General features: G+C 67.1%; 15 protein-coding genes. 7 read left to right on the top strand and 8 right to left on the bottom strand.

Annotated elements, in window-relative coordinates:
* Positions 1–466: 466 nt before the first annotated feature.
* From secF to queA, 5 genes are all read right to left on the bottom strand, one after another.
* Positions 467–1447, bottom strand: a complete 981-nt coding sequence (secF, locus tag ACTJJM_RS20240) for a protein translocase subunit SecF (protein ID WP_071305791.1) — start codon at positions 1445–1447, stop codon at positions 467–469.
* A 16-nt stretch (positions 1448–1463) separates the two neighbouring features.
* The gene (gene secD / locus ACTJJM_RS20235) at positions 1464–3320 is read right to left on the bottom strand and encodes a protein translocase subunit SecD (protein ID WP_010484504.1); all 1857 of its coding nucleotides are present in this window, start codon (positions 3318–3320) and stop codon (positions 1464–1466) included.
* Positions 3321–3381: 61 nt separating this feature from the next.
* On the bottom strand, positions 3382–3726 hold the full coding sequence (gene yajC, locus ACTJJM_RS20230) for a preprotein translocase subunit YajC (RefSeq protein ID WP_005409257.1): 345 nt from the start codon (positions 3724–3726) through the stop codon (positions 3382–3384).
* 134 nt (positions 3727–3860) lie between these two features.
* Positions 3861–4991, bottom strand: coding sequence for a tRNA guanosine(34) transglycosylase Tgt (gene tgt, locus ACTJJM_RS20225; RefSeq protein ID WP_029379947.1), 1131 nt, complete (start codon positions 4989–4991; stop codon positions 3861–3863).
* A gap of 177 nt (positions 4992–5168) precedes the next feature.
* Positions 5169–6236 (bottom strand): tRNA preQ1(34) S-adenosylmethionine ribosyltransferase-isomerase QueA, encoded by a 1068-nt coding sequence (queA, locus tag ACTJJM_RS20220; RefSeq protein WP_010484499.1) that lies wholly within the window; start codon positions 6234–6236, stop codon positions 5169–5171.
* A 210-nt stretch (positions 6237–6446) separates the two neighbouring features.
* Here queA and ACTJJM_RS20215 point away from each other — a divergent pair, with 210 nt between their 5' ends.
* On the top strand, positions 6447–7943 hold the full coding sequence (locus tag ACTJJM_RS20215) for an aminotransferase class III-fold pyridoxal phosphate-dependent enzyme (protein WP_262103000.1): 1497 nt from the start codon (positions 6447–6449) through the stop codon (positions 7941–7943).
* A gap of 264 nt (positions 7944–8207) precedes the next feature.
* Positions 8208–8801 (top strand): TIGR00730 family Rossman fold protein, encoded by a 594-nt coding sequence (locus ACTJJM_RS20210; protein WP_010484495.1) that lies wholly within the window; start codon positions 8208–8210, stop codon positions 8799–8801.
* Positions 8802–8820: 19 nt separating this feature from the next.
* On the opposite strand, the gene ACTJJM_RS20205 is transcribed toward ACTJJM_RS20210, so the two are convergent.
* Positions 8821–11661, bottom strand: coding sequence for an EAL domain-containing protein (locus ACTJJM_RS20205; RefSeq protein ID WP_440865925.1), 2841 nt, complete (start codon positions 11659–11661; stop codon positions 8821–8823).
* Between the two features lie 247 nt (positions 11662–11908).
* On the opposite strand from ACTJJM_RS20205, the gene ACTJJM_RS20200 reads away from it, so the two are divergent.
* From ACTJJM_RS20200 to ACTJJM_RS20180, 5 genes are all read left to right on the top strand, one after another.
* The gene (locus tag ACTJJM_RS20200) at positions 11909–12427 is read left to right on the top strand and encodes an RNA polymerase sigma factor (protein WP_229301621.1); all 519 of its coding nucleotides are present in this window, start codon (positions 11909–11911) and stop codon (positions 12425–12427) included.
* Entirely contained in the window at positions 12424–13431 is a 1008-nt protein-coding gene (locus tag ACTJJM_RS20195) for a hypothetical protein (RefSeq protein WP_049411455.1), read from the top strand. Before ACTJJM_RS20200 ends, ACTJJM_RS20195 begins: the two co-directional genes overlap by 4 nt.
* 40 nt (positions 13432–13471) lie before the next feature.
* The gene (locus ACTJJM_RS20190; protein WP_126561084.1) at positions 13472–14068 is read left to right on the top strand and encodes an IMPACT family protein; all 597 of its coding nucleotides are present in this window, start codon (positions 13472–13474) and stop codon (positions 14066–14068) included.
* Positions 14061–15833 carry an ABC transporter transmembrane domain-containing protein gene (locus ACTJJM_RS20185; protein ID WP_217015658.1) on the top strand — a complete coding sequence of 591 codons (1773 nt, stop codon included), beginning with the start codon at positions 14061–14063 and terminating at the stop codon, positions 15831–15833. The genes ACTJJM_RS20190 and ACTJJM_RS20185 overlap by 8 nt, the downstream gene beginning before the upstream one ends.
* Before the next feature lie 70 nt (positions 15834–15903).
* Complete coding sequence (locus tag ACTJJM_RS20180) at positions 15904–16098, top strand: hypothetical protein (RefSeq protein WP_005409247.1); 195 nt, start codon at positions 15904–15906, stop codon at positions 16096–16098.
* Between the two features lie 227 nt (positions 16099–16325).
* Here the strand turns inward: ACTJJM_RS20180 and ACTJJM_RS20175 are convergent, their stop codons facing one another.
* Together ACTJJM_RS20175 and pdxY are read right to left on the bottom strand one after the other, a co-directional pair.
* Positions 16326–17450, bottom strand: a complete 1125-nt coding sequence (locus ACTJJM_RS20175; RefSeq protein ID WP_053442853.1) for a prephenate dehydrogenase — start codon at positions 17448–17450, stop codon at positions 16326–16328.
* Positions 17447–18355, bottom strand: coding sequence for a pyridoxal kinase (gene pdxY, locus ACTJJM_RS20170; protein WP_049411460.1), 909 nt, complete (start codon positions 18353–18355; stop codon positions 17447–17449). The genes ACTJJM_RS20175 and pdxY overlap by 4 nt, the downstream gene beginning before the upstream one ends.
* Between the last annotated feature and the right edge of the window lie 225 nt (positions 18356–18580).

Genomic DNA, 18580 nt, shown 5'->3' with positions numbered 1-18580 from the left:
GGCATCCATGCCGCGGACACCCCCGCAACCGGACCCACCCCGCCTTCGACAGTTTTCCGCGATCTGCCAGGACGGCTTTCTGCTCTGGTGGGTGTCGACCGTTGGTCGGCACGGGCTCGGATATCGATATCCGACAGAAAAATCGTGTCGACCAAGGTCGACACCTACCAACAGCCGCGCGCCCCAGTAGATCCACGCCATGCGTGGATGATTCATTCGATATCTGACAGATGTGCCGACCAACGGTCGGCACCCACCAACAGCCGCTCGGAACCGGTCTGGGGCAGAGCCCCCTGAGTCAGGGGGCGGCCGCGAAGCGGCGGGGGTCTGGGAGCTGGTAAGTGGGGCCCACGGTTCGCGCAGCGAAGCGTGGGAGCGACAGCGCGCATGCGATGACGCGTACCAGCCCGGCCAACAAAAAACCCCGCCTGCGCGGGGTTCTCTGTGTGCTGCGTGCAGCGGATGCTTACGGGCGACGGGCCAGGGCCTCGACGTCCTTCGCCTTCGGCAGCAGGTCCTGCTTGCTGACGCGCAGGAAACCGATCGTCAGCATCGGCACCGCAACCAGGATCGAGGACAGCACCACGATCACCGCACCGATCATGTGCGTCTCGGCCAGGCCTTCCATCGAGCTGCCGCCGTACATGTACAGGGCCAGCGCCGACAGGAAGAACATCACCGCGGTGATCACCGTACGCGACAGCGTCTGGTTGATCGAACGGTTCAACACTTCCATCGAGTCCACGCGCAGGCTGCGGAAGTTCTCGCGGACGCGGTCGAAGACCACGATGATGTCGTTGATCGCAAAGCCCATCACCGACAGCAGGCCGGCCAGCACGGTCAGGTCGAACTCACGGCCCAGCAGGGACACGTAAGCCACCGTCACGATCAGGTCGAACATCGCCACGATGCTGGCGGTGACCGCGAACTTCCATTCGAAGCGCACGGCGATGTAGATCAGGAAGCCGGCCAGCATGAAGATGGTGGCGTACAGGCCATTCATCGCCAGGTCCTTGCCGATCTGCGGGCCGACGAACTCGTTGCGCAGCACGGTGGCCTGGTTGTCAGCCGTGGACAGTGCCTTCACTACAGCGGCAGCGGTAGCCTTGTCTTCGGTGGCGGCAGCACCCGTGCCCGGAGCATGCTCGCCGTGCGGCGCCAGGCGGATCAGCAGGTCGGTGTTGCCACCGACACTCTGCACCTGGGCGCCATCGAAGCCATTCTGCTCAAGCTTGGTACGAACCTGCTCGACGTCCACCGGCTTATCGAAGCGGGCTTCGATAAGCGTACCGCCAGTGAAGTCCAGCGCGTAGTTGAAGCCCTTGAACGCGATGATGCTGATCGAGGCCAAGAACACCACGATGGTGACCGCCATGGCGACATGGCGCCAGCGCATGAAGTCGATCTTGGTGTCGTTCGGGAGGATGTGCAGCGGAAACAGTTTCATTGTGCGTGTCGTCCCGTCAGATGGCCACGTTCTGGAGCTTCTTGCGACGGCCGTAGATCAGCGTCGCCAGCGCACGCGACACGGTGATCGCGGTGAACATGGAGGCGAAAATACCGATGATCATGGTCAGCGCGAAGCCCTTCAGCGGACCGGTACCGAATGCAAACAGCGCCACACCGACGATCAGGCCGGTCAGGTTGGCGTCGAGGATGGTGCCCGAAGCACGCTCGTAACCGGTCACGATCGCGGTTTTGCCCGGCACGCCGGCACGCAGTTCTTCACGGATACGCTCGTTGATCAGCACGTTGGCGTCCACTGACAGGCCGACCGACAACGCCAGGCCGGCAAAGCCCGGCAGGGTCATGGTCGCGCCGAACAGCGACATCACCGCCACCACGATCAGCAGGTTGAACAGCATCGCGATCGAGGTGATCACGCCGAACATGCGGTAGTAGACGCTGAAGAACACCAGGGTGAACAGGAATGCGAACACCACCGCGCGCATACCGTTCTTGACGTTCTCGGCACCCAGGCTCGGGCCGACCACGCGCTCTTCGACGAAGTCCATCGGCGCGGCCAGCGAGCCGGACTTCAGCAGCTTGGCCAGGTCCTCGGCTTCCTTCTTCTGAAGGCCGGTGGTCTGGAAGTTCTTTCCGAACACGCCGTTGATGTTGGCCACCGAGATCACTTCCTCGTTGACCTTGAAGCCACGCACTTCCTGGCCGTCGACAACGGTCACGGTCGGTACGCGCTCGGTGTAGACCACCGCCATCGGCTTGTTCACGTTGGCGCTGGTGAAGTCGAACATGCGCTGGCCGCCGACATTGTTCAGCGTCACGCTGACCGCCGGAGAACCGCTGTTCGAATCGGTCACCGCCTGCGCGCCGACCATCTGGTCACCGGTGACGATCACGCGCTTGTTCAGCAGGACCGGACCACCGCCATCACGACGCTGGTAGACCTTCGCTTCCGGCGGAATGCGGCCGGAGTTGATGGCGTCCTGTGCATTGCCGTCAACCACCGCGCGGTACTCGAGGGTAGCGGTGGCGCCGATCATGCGCTTGGCTTCGGCCGTGTCCTGCACGCCCGGCAGCTGCACGACCACGCGGTCGGCACCCTGGCGCTGGATGATCGGCTCGGCCACGCCCAGCTGGTTCACGCGGTTGCGCAGGGTGTTGATGTTCTGCTCTATGGCGCCGTTGGCGATCTGGGTGATCTCGGTTTCCGGCACGGTCACCGTGATGCGATTGCCACTGACGTCGTAGCCGAGGGTCGGCTGCGCCTTGACCAGGGCGGTGCGGGCACGCTGCGCGGCGTCGTCGCCGGCGGACGGGCTCAGGTTGGCCACGATACTGTTGTCAGCACGACGTTCCACCGACTGGTACGGAATGCGGGCGTCGCGCAGGGTGCTGCGCACGTCTTCGGTGTAGGCATCCAGGCGCTTGTCGAGCGCGGCCTTCTGGTCGACCTGCAGCACGAAGTGCACGCCGCCCTGCAGGTCCAGGCCAAGCACCATCGGGCGACCGCCGAGGTTGGCCAGCCAGTCCGGCACGGTCGAGGCCAGGTTCAGGGCCACGGTGTACTTCTCGCCGACGGTGTCACGCAGGGCGTCGCTGGCAGCGGACTGCGCCTTCAGGTCCGGCAGGCGGACGATCAGGCTCTCCCCTTCCTTCTCGGCACCGAGGGCGTCCACACCGGCCTTTTTCAGGTCGGCCAGCACACGGTCGCGCAGCGCGTCGTCGACCTGTCCGCCACGGTTGGCGGTGATCTGGACGGCCGGGTCCTTCTGGTAGATGTTGGGCAGCGCGTACAGCGCACTGAGCGCCAGTACGATCAGGATGACGACGTACTTCCAGCGTGGAAATTCGAGCATTGCTTGGGTCCCGCGCGGCGCCATCCCCGGCGCCGCGGTTGTGCATCGGAAAGGGAGTGGCTTACTGGGCCGACTTCAGGGTACCGGCCGGCAGCACGTTGCCGACAGCGCCCTTCTGCACGCGGATGCGCACGTTGTCAGCCACTTCGATGGTGATGAAGTTGTCGCCGATGTCGGTGACGATGCCGGCGATGCCGCCATTGGTCAGCACTTCATCGCCACGCTTGATCTTCTCCAGCATGGCCTTGTGCTCCTTCTGCCGCTTCATCTGCGGGCGGATCATCAGGAAGTACATGATGGCGATCAGGATGACCGGGAACAGCAGCGTGGTCAGGCCCATGCCCTGCGGTTGGCCGCCGGCGGCCTGGGCGTGGGCGGCGGGAATCAGGAAAGCAAGCAGGTTCATCGTTGGTCCTTTGGTTGGGCGGCGCTCCGGCCCTTTCACGGGCACGGGGTGTCGACCGCGGATCTGGGTCAGCCTTGAAGTATGCCACGGCCCCGGGCGTTCGTCCTTGGGCCGTTTGGCAGGGGGTACTCGGTTTACAGGGGCGGCGCGACCGCCCCGCGTGCCGCGTAGAAAGACTCACGGAAGGCCAGGAAGGTTCCCGCCTCGATCGCCGCACGGATGTCGGCCATGAGCTTTTCGTAATAGAACAGGTTGTGCAGGGTACCCAGCATCGGCGCCAGCATCTCGTTGCAGCGGTCCAGGTGGCGCAGGTAGGAACGGGTGTAGCCACCGGTGCAGGCCACGCAGCCGCAGCCGGGCTCGATCGGATCCATGTCGCGCGCGTACTGCGAGTTGCGGATGCGGACGGTGCCGAACGAGGTGAAATAGTGGCCGTTGCGCGCGTTGCGGGTCGGCATCACGCAATCGAACATGTCCACGCCACGTGCGACACCCTCGACCAGGTCTTCCGGTCGGCCCACGCCCATCAGGTAGCGCGGGCGGTCACCCGGCAGCTCCGGGTCCAGGTGGTCGAGCATGGCATTGCGCTCGTGCTCCGGCTCGCCCACGGCGAGGCCGCCGATGGCGTAACCGTCGAAGCCGATCGCCTGCAGGGCCTCCGCCGAGCGGCTGCGCAGGTCGGTGTGCACGCCACCCTGGACGATGCCGAACAGGGCCGCGTCGTTGCCCAGCTCGTCATGCGCGTTGCGGCTGCGCTGCGCCCAGCGCAGGCTCAGTTCCATGGAACGGCGGGCGACGTCTTCGGTGGCCGGGTACGGGGTGCACTCGTCGAAGATCATCACCACGTCCGAATCGAGCACCTTCTGGATCTTCATGCTCTCCTCCGGGCCCAGGAACACGCGAGCGCCGTCGGTGGGCGAGGCGAAGGTCACGCCCTGCTCGGTGATCTTGCGGCGGTGGGCCAGCGAAAACACCTGGAAGCCGCCGGAGTCGGTCAGGATCGGGCCGTCCCAGCGGCAGAAGCCGTGCAGGCCGCCGTGGTCGGCGATGATGTCCAGGCCCGGGCGCAGGTACAGGTGGAAGGTGTTGCCGAGGATGATCTCGGCGCCCAGCGCACGCACCTGGTCCGGCAGGATGCCCTTGACCGAGCCATAGGTCCCCACCGGCATGAAGGCCGGCGTTTCCACCGTGCCACGCGGGAAGGTCAGGCGGCCACGGCGGGCACGGCCGTCGCGGGTCTGGAGCTGGAACTGCAATCGGGACATGGAGCGGTCATTCGGGCAAATAGTCGCTCATTGTCTCCCAAAACCGGCTCGACCGCCCATTCAGGCCTGAACGGCACGGCAGTAGAGCCACGCCATGCGTGGCTTTCCTGGTCTCCAGGCACCTGCAAGTGCGCACCAACGGTGCGCACCCACCACAAGCAGGCAGAGGTCAGCCCCCTACCCCGCTTGCGGGAACAGCAGCATGGCGTCGCCGTAGCTGAAGAAGCGGTAGCGCTGCTCGATCGCGTGCTGGTAGGCCTCGAACACCCTTTCCTTGCCGGCGAACGCGGAGATCATCATCAGCAGCGTGCTTTCCGGCAGGTGGAAGTTGGTCACCATCGCGTCGACGCTGCGGATGCGGTAGCCCGGGGTGATGAAGATCTGCGTTTCACCGGCGAACGGCAGCAGCTCGCCATCGCGCATCGCGCTTTCCAACGCGCGTACCACGGTGGTGCCGACGCCGATCACCCGGCCGCCGGCCGCGCGCGTGCGCCGTACCTGCTGCACCAGCTCCGCGCCCACGTTCAGCCACTCGCGGTGCATCACGTGATCCTTCAGGTCATCGGCGCGCACCGGCTGGAAGGTGCCCGCGCCGACGTGCAGGGTGACATGGCCGAAGTCCACGCCCTTGTCCTTCAGCGCGGCCAGCAGCGGTTCGTCGAAATGCAGGCCGGCGGTCGGCGCCGCCACCGCGCCCACTTCGCGCGCGAACACGGTCTGGTAGCGCTCGCGGTCGTCCACGCCCGGCTCGCGCTGGATGTACGGCGGCAGCGGCAGGCGGCCGGCATGCAGCAGCCACTGTTCCAGCGATTCCGGCACATGGAACTGCAGCACGTAGAACTCGCCATCGCGACCCAGCACCTCGGCTTCGCCACCGGCATCCAGCGCGATGCGGCTGCCGGCCTTCGGCGACTTGCTGGCGCCGACCTGGGCACGGGCCTGCTGGCCGCCGAGCAGGCGCTCGATCAGGATCTCCACGCGGCCACCGCTGGCCTTCTGCCCGAACAGGCGCGCCGGGATCACCCGGGTGTCGTTGAACACCAGCAAATCCCCCGGCTGCAGCAGGGATGGCAGATCACGCACCTGCAGATCGGTGAAGCCATCGGGCGCCGGCGGGACCAGCAGCAGGCGGCTTGCGGAACGTTCGGCCAGGGGCGCCTGCGCGATCAGTTCAGCCGGCAGGTCGTAGTGGAAATCGGACTTCTTCAAGGCAGTGGGCGGCAACAGGTCGACAATGGCGCGCATTGTACGTCCAGCGTCTGCGAGCCGGCGCGCTTCGCGGCGAACGTCGCGCAAAATGCTGCTATGCAGCAGGTTTCTGCGGGGTTATCGCGCAAAAAAACAAGTGCTAGCATCGAGCCGGAAGTCCGCTGCACGAGCCTGCCCCAAGCGCGCGTGATGACGCGCGTTTTGCTTTTGAAGACCCGTGCGACCCATTGTTTCAGGAGATCTGCAATGAGCTTCATCGAACGCCTCGCCCCCCTGCGCAACCAGCCCGGCACCCGCCTCACCTCCGGCCTGGACGATGCCACCCTGACCACCCTGTCCGCCAACCACCCGCAGCTGATCGCCGCGGTGGACGCCGCCGCCGAGGAATTCGCGCGCGTGCAGGCCGACCTGGGGCCGCTGCTGGCGCAGGACGAACAGGCGCAGATCGACGCGATGCAGGACGGTTTCGTCAATTTCTATGCCGATGACGCGGTGACCCCGTACGTGGCACTGGCCGCGCGCGGCCCGTGGGTGGTCACCCTGAAGGGCGCCGTGCTGTACGACGCCGGCGGCTACGGCATGCTCGGCTTCGGGCACACCCCGGATGCCGTGCTGGAGGCGATGGCCCGCCCGCAGGTGATGGCCAACATCATGACCCCCAGCCTGTCGCAGCAGCGCTTCATCACCGCCCTGCGCGCCGAGATCGGCCACCGCCGTGGCGGCTGCCCGTTCGCCCGTTTCATGTGCCTGAATTCCGGTTCCGAGGCCGTCGGCCTGGCCGCCCGCATCGCCGACGTCAACGCCAAGCTGCAGACCGACCCCGGCGCGCGCCACGCCGGCGCCGCGATCAAGCGCGTGGTGGTCAAGGGCAGCTTCCACGGCCGTACCGACCGCCCGGCGCTGTATTCCGATTCCAGCCGCAAGAGCTACATGCAGCACCTGGCCAGCTATCGCGGCGAGGACTCGGTGATCACCGTGGCGCCGTACGACGAGGCCGGCCTGCGCAAGGTGTTCGAGGATGCCGCACGCAACCAGTGGTTCATCGAAGCGGTGTTCCTGGAGCCGGTGATGGGCGAAGGCGACCCCGGCCGCTCGGTGCCGCCGTCGTTCTATGCCGTGGCCCGTGAACTGACCCGTGCCCATGGCAGCCTGCTGCTGCTCGACTCGATCCAGGCCGGCCTGCGCGCGCATGGCGTGCTCTCGGTGGTGGACTACCCGGGCTTCGAAGGCCTGGCCCCGCCGGACATGGAGACCTATTCCAAGGCGCTCAACGCCGCGCAGTACCCGCTGTCCGTGCTGGCGGTAACCGAGCATGCCGCGCAGCTGTACCGCAAGGGCATCTATGGCAACACCATGACCAGCAACCCGCGTGCGCTGGACGTGGCCTGCGCCACCCTGGCCCAGCTGACCCCGCAGGTGCGTGCCAACATTGCCGAACGCGGTGCCGAGGCCGTGCGTAAGCTGGAACAGCTGAAGAACGAGCTGGGCGGGCTGATCACCAAGGTGCAGGGCACCGGCCTGCTGTTCTCCTGCGAGCTGGCCCCGCAGTTCAAGTGCTACGGCGCCAATTCCACCGAGGAATGGCTGCGCCAGCACGGCATCAACGTGATCCACGGTGGCGAGAACTCGCTGCGCTTCACCCCGCACTTCGGCATGGACAGCGAAGAGCTGGACCTGCTGGTGGGCATGGTCGGCCGCGCCCTGCGTGAAGGCCCGCGCCGCGAGCAGGCGGCGGCGGCGTAAACCCCCGCTTCGGTAGAGCCGAAGGCAGCGGCAGGAGCCGCTGCCAACGTCGCTGGCGACGGCCCGAAGGGTGCCGGACAGGACGACCGGCATAGACCATGCTCGGCTGGCGCCTTTGCCGCGATCTGAACGAAGAGCAGCCGAGCGCGGCTCGGCTCTACAGAAGGCCTCTCAAGGCCTCATAATCCTTGGGCACCCCGTCCCTGACCGCCCTGCGGTCGGCGACGGGGCGTTTTCGTTTCCGGCCAAGAGACAGGAAGATCCATGAAATCGATCTGTGTGTACTGTGGTTCCAACGCTGGCAGCAAGCCGGCCTATACCGAACGCGCCATTGCACTGGGCGACCGCATCGCCCGCGACGGCCTGCGCCTGGTGTATGGCGGGGGCAACGTCGGCCTGATGGGAACCGTGGCCAATGCCGTGCTTGCCGCTGGCGGCGAAGTGACCGGCGTGATCCCGCGTCAGCTGGCCGACTGGGAAGTGGCCCACCGCGGCCTGACCGAACTGGAGATCGTCGGTTCGATGCATGAGCGCAAGTCGCGCATGTTCGACCTCGCCGATGGCTTCGTCACCCTGCCCGGCGGCTTCGGCACCATGGAAGAGATCTTCGAGATGCTGACCTGGCGCCAGCTGGGCATCGGCAACAAGCCGTGCGCGTTCCTCGATGTGGAAGGCTTCTACGCCCCGCTGATCGGCATGATCGATCGCATGGTGGAAGAGCGCTTCCTGCACCCGGACCAGCGCCAGGACCTGTGGTACGGCTCGGACATCGAAGCGATGCTGGAGTGGATGAAGAACTACCAGCCGGCCCAGGCCTCGAAGTGGATCGACGAGAAGCGCCGGGCCGCCCTGCGTTGATGCAGCCGCACGCGGTGGCTCAGGCCGCCGCGTGCGACCACGGGGCAGGCCGCCCCAGCAGATAGCCTTGGCCGTAATCGCAGCCCAGTTCGCGCAGGGTCTGCCGCTGCGCCTCGGTCTCGATGCCTTCACCGATGGTCTCGATGCCCAGCGTGCGCGCCAGCGACAGTACGCCTTCGACCAGCGCGCGCGTGCTCTGCACTTCCGGTCCATGCAGGCCGGCGATGAAGCTCTGGTCGATCTTCAGCGTACTGATCGGGAAACGGTGCAGGTAGGACAGCGCGGAGAAGCCGGTACCGAAATCGTCCAGCTGCACCTGGATGCCGCGCTCGCGCAGCCCCTGCAGGATGCGCAGCGTGTGCGGGCCATCGTCCAGCAGCGCCACCTCGGTGATCTCCAGGCGCAGCCGGCACGGATCGGCACCGCAGCTGTCGAGCAGGCCGAACAGGCGGTCACTGAATTCGGCGGAGCGGAAATGCCGGGGTGAGACGTTCACCGAGACGTAGCCTTCGCCCCCCTGCGCCAACCCTGCAATGACCTGCTCGTAGATCAGCCAGTCGACCTGTTCGATCAGGCCGCTCTCTTCACCCAGCTCCAGGAACGCGCCCGGCAGCAGCAGGCCGCGGCGCTCATGCTGCCAGCGCAGCAGCGCCTCGTGGCCCACCACCTCGCCATCGGACAGGCGCACGATCGGCTGGTAGAACGGCACGAAATCGCGGTGGTTGATCGCACGACGCAGGTCGGCCTCCAGGTCGAGGCTGCGCATGGCCTGCTCGCGCATGTCTTCGTCGAAGATCGCGCAGCGGTCATGACCCTGCGCCTTGGCCCGGTACATGGCCGCGTCGGCGTCGCGCAGCAGCTCTTCGCCGGTGCGGTAGCGCGGGTTCCACAGGGCGATGCCCAGGCTGCCGGACGGGAACAGTTCGCGCCCGGCGATCCACATCGATTCCTGCAGCGCCAGCAGCAGGCGCTGGCCAAAGTCCAGCGCCTGTGCCAGGCCCTGCGGGCATTGCAGCAGCACCGCGAATTCATCACCGCCCAGCCGCGCCACAACGTCCTCGGCGCCAGCCATCGATACGATGCGCTTGGCCACTTCCACCAGCATGCGGTCACCGGCAGCGTGGCCGATACTGTCGTTGACCAGCTTGAAGCGGTCCAGGTCGAGGAACAGCACAGCGAACACCGGCCCACCATCACGCTTGGCCAGCGCCAGCGAATCCTGCAGGCGATCAAGCAAATGCAGGCGGTTGGGCAGGCCGGTCAGCGCATCGTGCATGGCCTGATGGGTCAGGCGTTGCTCGGCCCGCAGGCGTTCACCAATCTGCCCGAGCAACTTCTCGTTGACCTCGGCCAGCTCGCGGGTACGTTCTTCCACGCGCTTTTCCAGTTCGGCATGCGCCGAACGCAGCCGCTGCTGGTCGCGCTGACGGGCCAGGCCGGTACCGATGTTCTGTGCGACGAAGGTCAGCAGGCGCTGGTCATGCACGCTGAAAATGCTGTTCTCGCTGTAGCTCTGCACCACGATCGCGCCGACCACTTCGTCGTCGCGCAGCAGTGGTACGCCCAGCCAGCAGTGCGAACGCGCACCGGATTCACGCACTTCGCCACTGGCCAGCAGTGCATCGATCTGCGCGCGCGAGGCCAGCAGCGGGCGCCGGTTGCGCACCACGTATTCGGTCAGGCCCCGGCTGAAGGGCCGTGGCGCGCGGCTGGCATTGTGCTCGTCCACCGAATACACGAAATCCAGGCCGTTGCCGGCCGGGTTGACCAGGGCGATGTAGAAATTGCGTGCGTCGAGCAGGCGCCCAACCACGCCATGCACCTGTCCGTAGAACTGGGCCAGGCTGTCGGCCGACATCGCCATCTCGGCAATGTTGTAGAGCGCGGTCTGCAGCTGTTCGGCGCGACGCCGCTCGGTTACTTCGTCCTGCAGGCTGTGGTTGGCGCGCTGCAGTTCCTGGGTACGCCGCTCTACCTGCTGCTCCAGCCGCACCTGCGCCTGGCGCCGGTCCATCGCGGTCTGCACATGCTGCGCAACGAAACCCAGCAATGCGCGCTCGGCCTCGCCATAGCGGGCCGCCTGTTCATAGCTCTGAACCACGATGGCACCGCATACACGGCCATCGCGCAGCATCGGCACGCCCAGCCAGTCCAGGCTTTCCGGCCCACGCTGCGGGTCGTGCTCCTGTTCCATCACCTGCGCCAGCAGTTTGCGCGAGGGACCACTGAGCGGTTTGCCATGGCGCAGCAGCGCCACGGTCAGGCTGCGCGGCATCTCGCTGGCGTCATGGCTCTGCGTGGGATCGGCGACGAAGTCATCGACCTGATCGGCGAAGTACAGGAACCGGATCTGGTCGCGCACATCGTCGTATTCCACGATGTAGCAGTTCTCGGCATACATCAGCGTGCCCAGCACACCATGCACGTGGCGCAGCATCTCGGGCATTTCAAGGTCGGCACCGGCCAGGTCTGCAATCTGGAACAGGGCCTGCTGCAACCGCTCGGCCTCTTCCAGTGCCTTGATCTGGCCGGCCTGGCGGCCGCGCTGCAGCGCCAGCTCCATCGCCTGCCGGGCAACGCCCCACCATGCCGGCGAAGGCACTGCGCCTTCGACCGACAACAGCAGGCGCGCACCATCATGTTCCCAGCCGTGCTGGCCATCGCCCGCGCCGGGTGCCGCCGCATCACCTCCGGCAGCCGCTGTCGGCCAGCCCCCCTGGCCACGACCGAGCTGCGGGTCGTCCCAGCCGACGCGGACCACGGCCGTTTCCGGCAAAAGCGCATGCAACGCGCGCACCAGCGCCGTGCTCAGCACGGCCTCGTGTGGTGGCTCTTCCGCCGGTTCAGCATGCGTGGACAAATGACAATCTCTTGGCGCCGTCGGTGCGTCGCCTCCCCTGAGCCGCCGAGCATAGCGCGCCACCCGGGGGGCAATGGAAGCCCGTAAACCCCGAATCGTGCGCCCGTACGTTTTTCCTGCTGTCCGTAGCCCCTTCCGAGCCATGACCCTCGCCCTGCCCGCCCCCGCCACCGGCTATGCGCCATCGCCTGCAGGCCTTACCCTGTGCGCCGTGGAAGCCAGCGCACTGCCAACCGATGAAGCCTTGATGCTGGCCTGGGCCGGTGGCGACCTGCGCGCATTCGAAAGCCTGTATGCGCGCCATCGCAAGCGCCTGTTCGGCTTCCTGCTGCGGCAACTGCGCGACAACGCGCTGGCCGAGGAGATCTTCCAGGACGTCTGGCAGCGGGTGATCAGCGCCCGCGCCGGCTGGCAGCCCGAGGCGGCGTTCAGCACTTGGTTGTTCCGCATTGCGCACAACCGCCTGAATGACCATTGGCGTGCCGCCCGTCATCGCCCCGCCGCGCCGGCCGACGCCGATCTGCGCCTGGCCGCGATCGAGGATGGGCAGACCCCGGAAGGTGAGCTTTCCGAATTCGAACAACGTCGCCGCATCCAGCTGGCGATGGAACAACTGCCGCCGGAGCAGCGCGAAGTGCTGCAGCTGCGGCTGGATCAGGAACTGAGCCTGGAGGAGATCGGCCAGATCACCGGCGTAGGCCGGGAAACCGTGAAATCGCGGCTGCGCTATGCGATGGACAAGCTGCGTGCGGGATTGAACGCATGAACCGAGACGAACCGCTGACGCCGGAAGAACGCGAGCTGTCCCGCCTGCTCGGCCGTCGCGCCGATCAGGCACCGCCCGCCGCACTGGACGCCGCCATCCTGGCCGCGGCCCGCGCTGCCGTGGACGCTCCGGCTGCCGATGCGGTCGCCTCTCCCGAGGCGCCGCCCACGCAGCGCGCACGCCCGCGTTGGCCGGCGGTGTTCGGCATCGCCGCCTCGATGGTGTTCGCCATTGGCATCGCCTGGCAGCTGCGTCCGGAACCGCCGCCGGTTCCGGCCGGTGAGGCCGCTGTTGCTGCGGCACCGGCTGCTGCAGAAGACGTTGCGGCTGCCGATCAGGCCGCTGACAGCAGTGCGGCCGACAGCGCGGTGGCGGCTGCGGAACCGGCCGCTACGCCCGCAGCGCCCGAGGCAGGCCCTGTTGCCGCTGCCCCGGCACCGGCACCGGTCATCGCGCGCACGCGCAAGCCTGCGCCGGCCGAGTCCGCTGACGCGCCGGCCCAGGCTGCACGATCGATGGCTGCAGATGCCGCCGCCGATACCTCCTTTGCGGCCCTTCCGCCCGCTCCGGCCGCAGCGCCGGCAGCGGCGCCGCCTGCGCCACCGGCACCCGCCGCCTACTCGGCACCGGCACCGGCATTCGCGCCGGTAGCGTCCGGGGCGCTGAAAGCACGCACGGCCGCAGCACCGGCAGCGAATGCCGCCGAAGTCGAGCGGGCGCAGGCGCTGGACCGGGTAGAAATCACCTCGATGAAGCGTGAGGCTCCCAGCCGTTCCGCACCAGGCATCATGCGCCGCAGCACCGATGCGGGCCTGAGCGCGGACGCCGTGCAGGCCGAGGTGGACGCCGACGCACGACTGCCGCGTCGGCAGTGGCTGCAGAAAATCCGTACACGACGCGACGACGGCCAGCGCGATCTGGCCCGTGCCAGCCTGGAGCGTTACATGCAGCAGTACCCGGAAGCGCGCCTGCCACGCGACCTGCGCCCACTGCTGGACGACTGAAGCGGACGGGAATACCCGGCAACCCCGTAGAATGGCGGGAATGCTCGATACTCTCGCCCAGCCGGTCAGCCACACGCTGGAAGTCAAACACAGCCGTTTCATCGCCCATGCCGCGCCGATCGAAGGCGCCGCAGCGGCCATGGCGTTCCTGCAGCAGGTCGCGGTGGCCGATGCCACCCACAACTGCTGGGCCTACCGGCACGGGCAGGACTATCGCTCCAGCGACGATGGCGAGCCGGCCGGCACGGCTGGACGTCCGATCCTGGCGGCGATCGACGGCCAGGGTTTCGACCGGGTGATGGTGGTGGTGACCCGCTGGTTCGGCGGTATCAAGCTCGGCGCCGGTGGCCTTGTACGCGCCTACGGTGGCGCCGCCGCCGAGTGCCTGCGTACCGCGCCGCGCCTACCGCTGCTAGTGATGGCCCGGCTGCAGCTGCTGGCCGGCTTCGAGGATCTGGGTACCCTGCACGCCACCCTGCCCGCCTTCGGTGCCGAAAAGCGCGATGAACAGTTCGATGCCCATGGCGTGTGCCTGCGGATCGAATTGCCTGCCGATCAGGTCGACGCATTGAAAATCCGCCTGCGCGACGCCACCCGTGACCGTATCCGCATAGAAGACGACGACCAGGATGACTGACAAGGACGACGCCCCCGCTTCGACCCCGCCGCTGCGGCGCCTCGGCAGCCTGCGCACGCTGTGGCCATTCGTGCGCCGCCATAGCGGGCTGTTCACCGCCTGGCTGCTGGCCCTGGCGGTGTCTTCGGCCGCCACGCTGAGCCTGCCGCCGGCGGTGAAGCAGATGATCGATCATGGTTTCAGCAGTGGCGGCCAGATCAACCGCGCCTTCGCCCTGCTGATGCTGGTGGCGGTCGTGATGGCGTTGGGCACGGCCGCGCGTTTCTACTTCGTGTCGCTGCTCGGCGAAAAAGTCGTGGCCGACCTGCGCAGCCAGCTGTATGCCCACCTGATCCAGCTGGGCGCCGGCTTCCACGACCGCAGCCGCAGCGGCGAACTGGTCTCGCGCCTGACCGCGGACACCGAACTGCTGCGCAGCGTGGTCGGCTCGACCATGTCCGTAGCATTGCGCAGCACGGTCACTGTCATCGGCAGCCTGGCGATGCTGTTCGTCACCAGCCCGCGGCTGGCCGCATGGTCGCTGCTCGGCATTCCACTGGCGGTGCTGCCGATCATCATCGGTGCGCGCAAGCTGCGCACGGTCGCGCGCAACAGCCAGGACCGCATCGCCGATGCCAACAGCCTGGCCAGCGAGACGCTGGGCGCGGTGCGCACGGTGCAGGCACATGCACGCGAACCATACGAACGCGGTCGCTTCGACAAGGCGCTCGGTGACGCCATCGGCGCCGCCCGCCGCCGCATCGGTGCACAGTCGCTGGTCACCGCCAGCGCCATCCTGCTGGTGTTCGGCGCCATCGTCGGTGTGCTGTGGCTGGGCGCGCACGACGTCATCGACGGCCGCCTCAGCGCCGGCACGCTGGGTCAGTTCGTGCTGTATGCCTTGATCGGCGGCGGCTCGGTGGGCGCCCTGGCCGAAGTATGGAACGAGCTGCAGCGCGCGGCCGGCGGCATGGGCCGCATCGGCGAACTGCTGCAGGAAGACATCGAGATCCGCGCACCGGCACAGCCGCATGCACTGCCGCAGCCGCTGCGTGGCGAAATCCAGTTCAACGACGTGGTGTTCCACTACCCGCAGCGACCGGACCAGGCCGCACTGGACCACTTCAACCTGCATGTGCGCCCCGGCGAGACCGTAGCGCTGGTGGGTCCGTCAGGGGCGGGCAAGAGCACGGTGCTTTCGATGCTGCTGCGCTTCCATGACCCGGCCAGCGGCCGCATCGACGTGGACGGCATCGACGTGCGCCAGGTCGACCCGGCCGAGCTGCGTGCGCAGCTGGCGCTGGTGCCACAGCAGCCTACGCTGTTCGCTGCCAGTGCCCGCGACAACATCCGCTATGGCCGCCTGCAGGCCAGCGACGCCGAGGTCGAGGATGCCGCACGAGCGGCCGAGGCCGACGGTTTCCTGCGCGCGTTGCCGCAGGGCTATGACAGCGAGCTGGGTGAGCGCGGTGCCCGCCTGTCCGGTGGGCAGCAGCAGCGTGTGGCGATTGCCCGTGCGCTGCTGAAGGATGCGCCGATCCTGCTGCTGGATGAAGCCACCAGCGCGCTGGATGCACAGAGCGAACACAGCGTGCAGCAGGCATTGGAACGGTTGATGGCGGGTCGCACCACGCTGGTCATCGCCCACCGCCTGGCCACCGTGCTCAAGGCCGACCGCATCGTGGTGATGGACCAGGGCCGCATCGTCGCCGAGGGCACGCACGCACAGCTGCTGGCCGAAGACGGACTGTACGCTGAACTGGCACGCCTGCAGTTCATCGATTGATGACGTCCGGCTAACATCGGCGCGGCCAAGCTGGCCGCGCAAATGCAGCATCCGCTGAAGGAGGTGCACGATGTCGTTCCGTCAGTTCCCCGCCGTCGACAGCAACGGCGAAAGTCACATCATCATCGAGTTCAAGCCCGAGGCGAATGGCAGCGGGCACCATTCCGAAGCCACGCCGCGCTACGAGCTGGATGATGGGCGGCCGCTGGTGCGCGATGGCCGCGAGTTCACCACCAGTGGCGGCGAGTTGAGGTTGACGATCTGAGGTTCGCCGGGAATGGCCCGGCGCTACCGGATTTCATTCCGCCCCGCTCTGGTGGGTGTCGACCTTGGTCGACATGCTTTTTGCCAAAGGCGGTCGAGCATGGCTCGACGCTACAAAAAAGCATGGTCAATTTTTCACCAAGCATCTTGACAGCCTTGGCTGCCAAGGGCTGCGCGCGGTTATCCACACCTTTGCTCAGAAACCATCCACATCGCCTGTGGATGAATTCAGCCCAGCACCCGTCCGATGCCGGTGGCGTCCACCTCGGCCGCCGCCCGGGTGATCGCCGCCGGATCGCTGCCGGCCACGAATCCGATACGGAAATGCACTTCGCCGCCAGGCGTTCGCGAAGAATGGATCGACGCCAGGCTGATGCGGTGCTGCTCGAACACGTTCAGCAGTTCACGCAACGACCCCGGCCGGTCTTCCGGCAGGTGCACTGACAACGCATTGCGCTCGGTCAGGTCAGCCAGCAGATAGCCCACGCGTTCGAATGTGTAATTGCCGTCCGCCAGCGCCTGCTCGCCGAAGGCAGTGCGATTGGCCGACAGCAGCTGCTCCCGGAATGCAGCACGTGCACCGTCGTCACCCTGACCGACCTGCGCCTGCAGGGACTGCAGCTGGCCGACCAGCCGCTCCAGCATCGGCGCTACGTATGGGTTGCCGAACTGGATGTCTTCGTAGATCGCCGGGTTGAGCGACAGGATGCGCGAGATGATCGCCGTATCCAGCTCGAACGATGCCGACCGATACGGCATCATCGCGGCCAGATGGCCCAGCTGCGGCTGGTACTGGCGCAGCACGCCGGCCTGGGCCAGGTGAGTGGCATGCACCATCGCCTGTACCAGCGCCATCATCTGGTCGTGGTGCTGCGGCGTGGCGCGCACGCACTCAGCCTGCAACGCCGTGCACAGTGTATCGGCCCACGGCTGCCAGTGCTGCAGCCGCGCTTCGCAGACCACCATCACCCGGCCCTTCAAGGTCGGCGCCTTGGGCGGAGCGGTCATCGGGTGCAGGCCGACCACTTCGGCTTGAGAGGCCAACATCGCCTGGACCGGCGCTTCCTTCACCGAGGTCACGTCCAGCCACAGTCGGTCGCGTTCACGGCCTGCGGACTGCCGCACGTACTCGGCGATCAACGCGGGCGTGTGCCGGATCGGCGCCGAGAACACCAGCACGTCGGCCTGCGCCAGCAGCTCTTCCGGCGTATGCGAGTCCGGATCGGCCGGATCGTGGCCGATCACCTTCAGCTGCATGTGCTGCTGGAAGAAGCGGGTCAACCAGCGCCCGTAGGCGCCGGCACTGCCGATGATGCCGACCGTGCGCGGCGTACGTTCGAGCAGGCCGCTCATGCCACGCGTTCGGCGCGGAAGCGCGACCCTTCGGCCAGCGCGGCAGGCGCTGCAGCAATCACGTCGAACTCTTCGAAGCCGTTGTCCAGGGTCGCCTCCAGCGCCGCGTGGGTGCCGGCAATCGCACGCGAGATCGCCTGCTGCATCGATTCGCCGCGCAGCAGGAACGACACCACCAGCGACATCAGCACATCGCCGGTACCGGCCACGTCCACCGGCAGCAGCGGCGAGGTCCAGCGCCAGGTCTCCTCGCGGCCAACGGCCAGGGTCACCAGTTCACCCGGGGTGCCGCCTACGCTGTGCGCGATCACCCAGTGCGGGCCACGATCCAGCAGCGTGCGTGCGGCGGCGATGGCATCGGCCTCGGCGAGCGCCGGCATGCCGGTCAGGCGATTCAGTTCAAAGGCGTTCGGGGTCACCAGCCAGGCATGCGGCAACAACCGCTCGGCGAAGATCGCTTCCAGGCCCGGTTCCACGTAGGGGCCGGTGTGAGTATCACCGATCACCGGATCCAGGCAGTAACGCAGCTGCGGGCAGGCCGGCAGGATGTCGTCCAGCCAGTCGGCGAAGGCGGCACCATTGGCCGTGCTGCCAAAGTAGCCGGAGACGAGCATCCTCGCCCGCTGCGGCAGGCCACGCTCGTGGGTGCCCCGCAACAGATCGGCGAACCAGTCGGCGGGCAGCACGCGACCGCGGGTGGTGTCGTAGAACGGCGCGTTGCTCAGCAGCACGGTCGGAATTTCGGCTACGCGCACGCCGAGCGCGCGCATCGGCGGTACGGCGGCGCTGTTGCCGGCATGGCCGTAGACAAGTTGCGACTGGACCGAGATGACATCGATCGGCGACGGGCCGTCGGGCCGCTGGCGGCGGCCGTGGACCAGGTGGTTATCAAGGGATTCGCTCATGGCCGCATTCTACGCCCAAGGGGGTTTTCGGCAGGGCTTGCAGCCCTGCACCTGCCGAAGCTGCAAGCAACGGCAACGGCAACGGCAACGGCAAAAGGGAGCTATCCGTGGGGTGGCGGGGCGGTGTCGGAGTGCGGGGACGCCGCAAGTACGTCCGTGTCGGCTTGGCAGCCGCTTGCTCGTGTGCGCTGTCCTGCGCACACGGCAAGACCAGGGTTGGGCGTC

The organism is Stenotrophomonas sp. 22692 (assembly GCF_052045015.1).
Taxonomy (GTDB): domain Bacteria; phylum Pseudomonadota; class Gammaproteobacteria; order Xanthomonadales; family Xanthomonadaceae; genus Stenotrophomonas; species Stenotrophomonas geniculata.
This window is presented reverse-complemented; position numbering and strand designations above follow the sequence as displayed.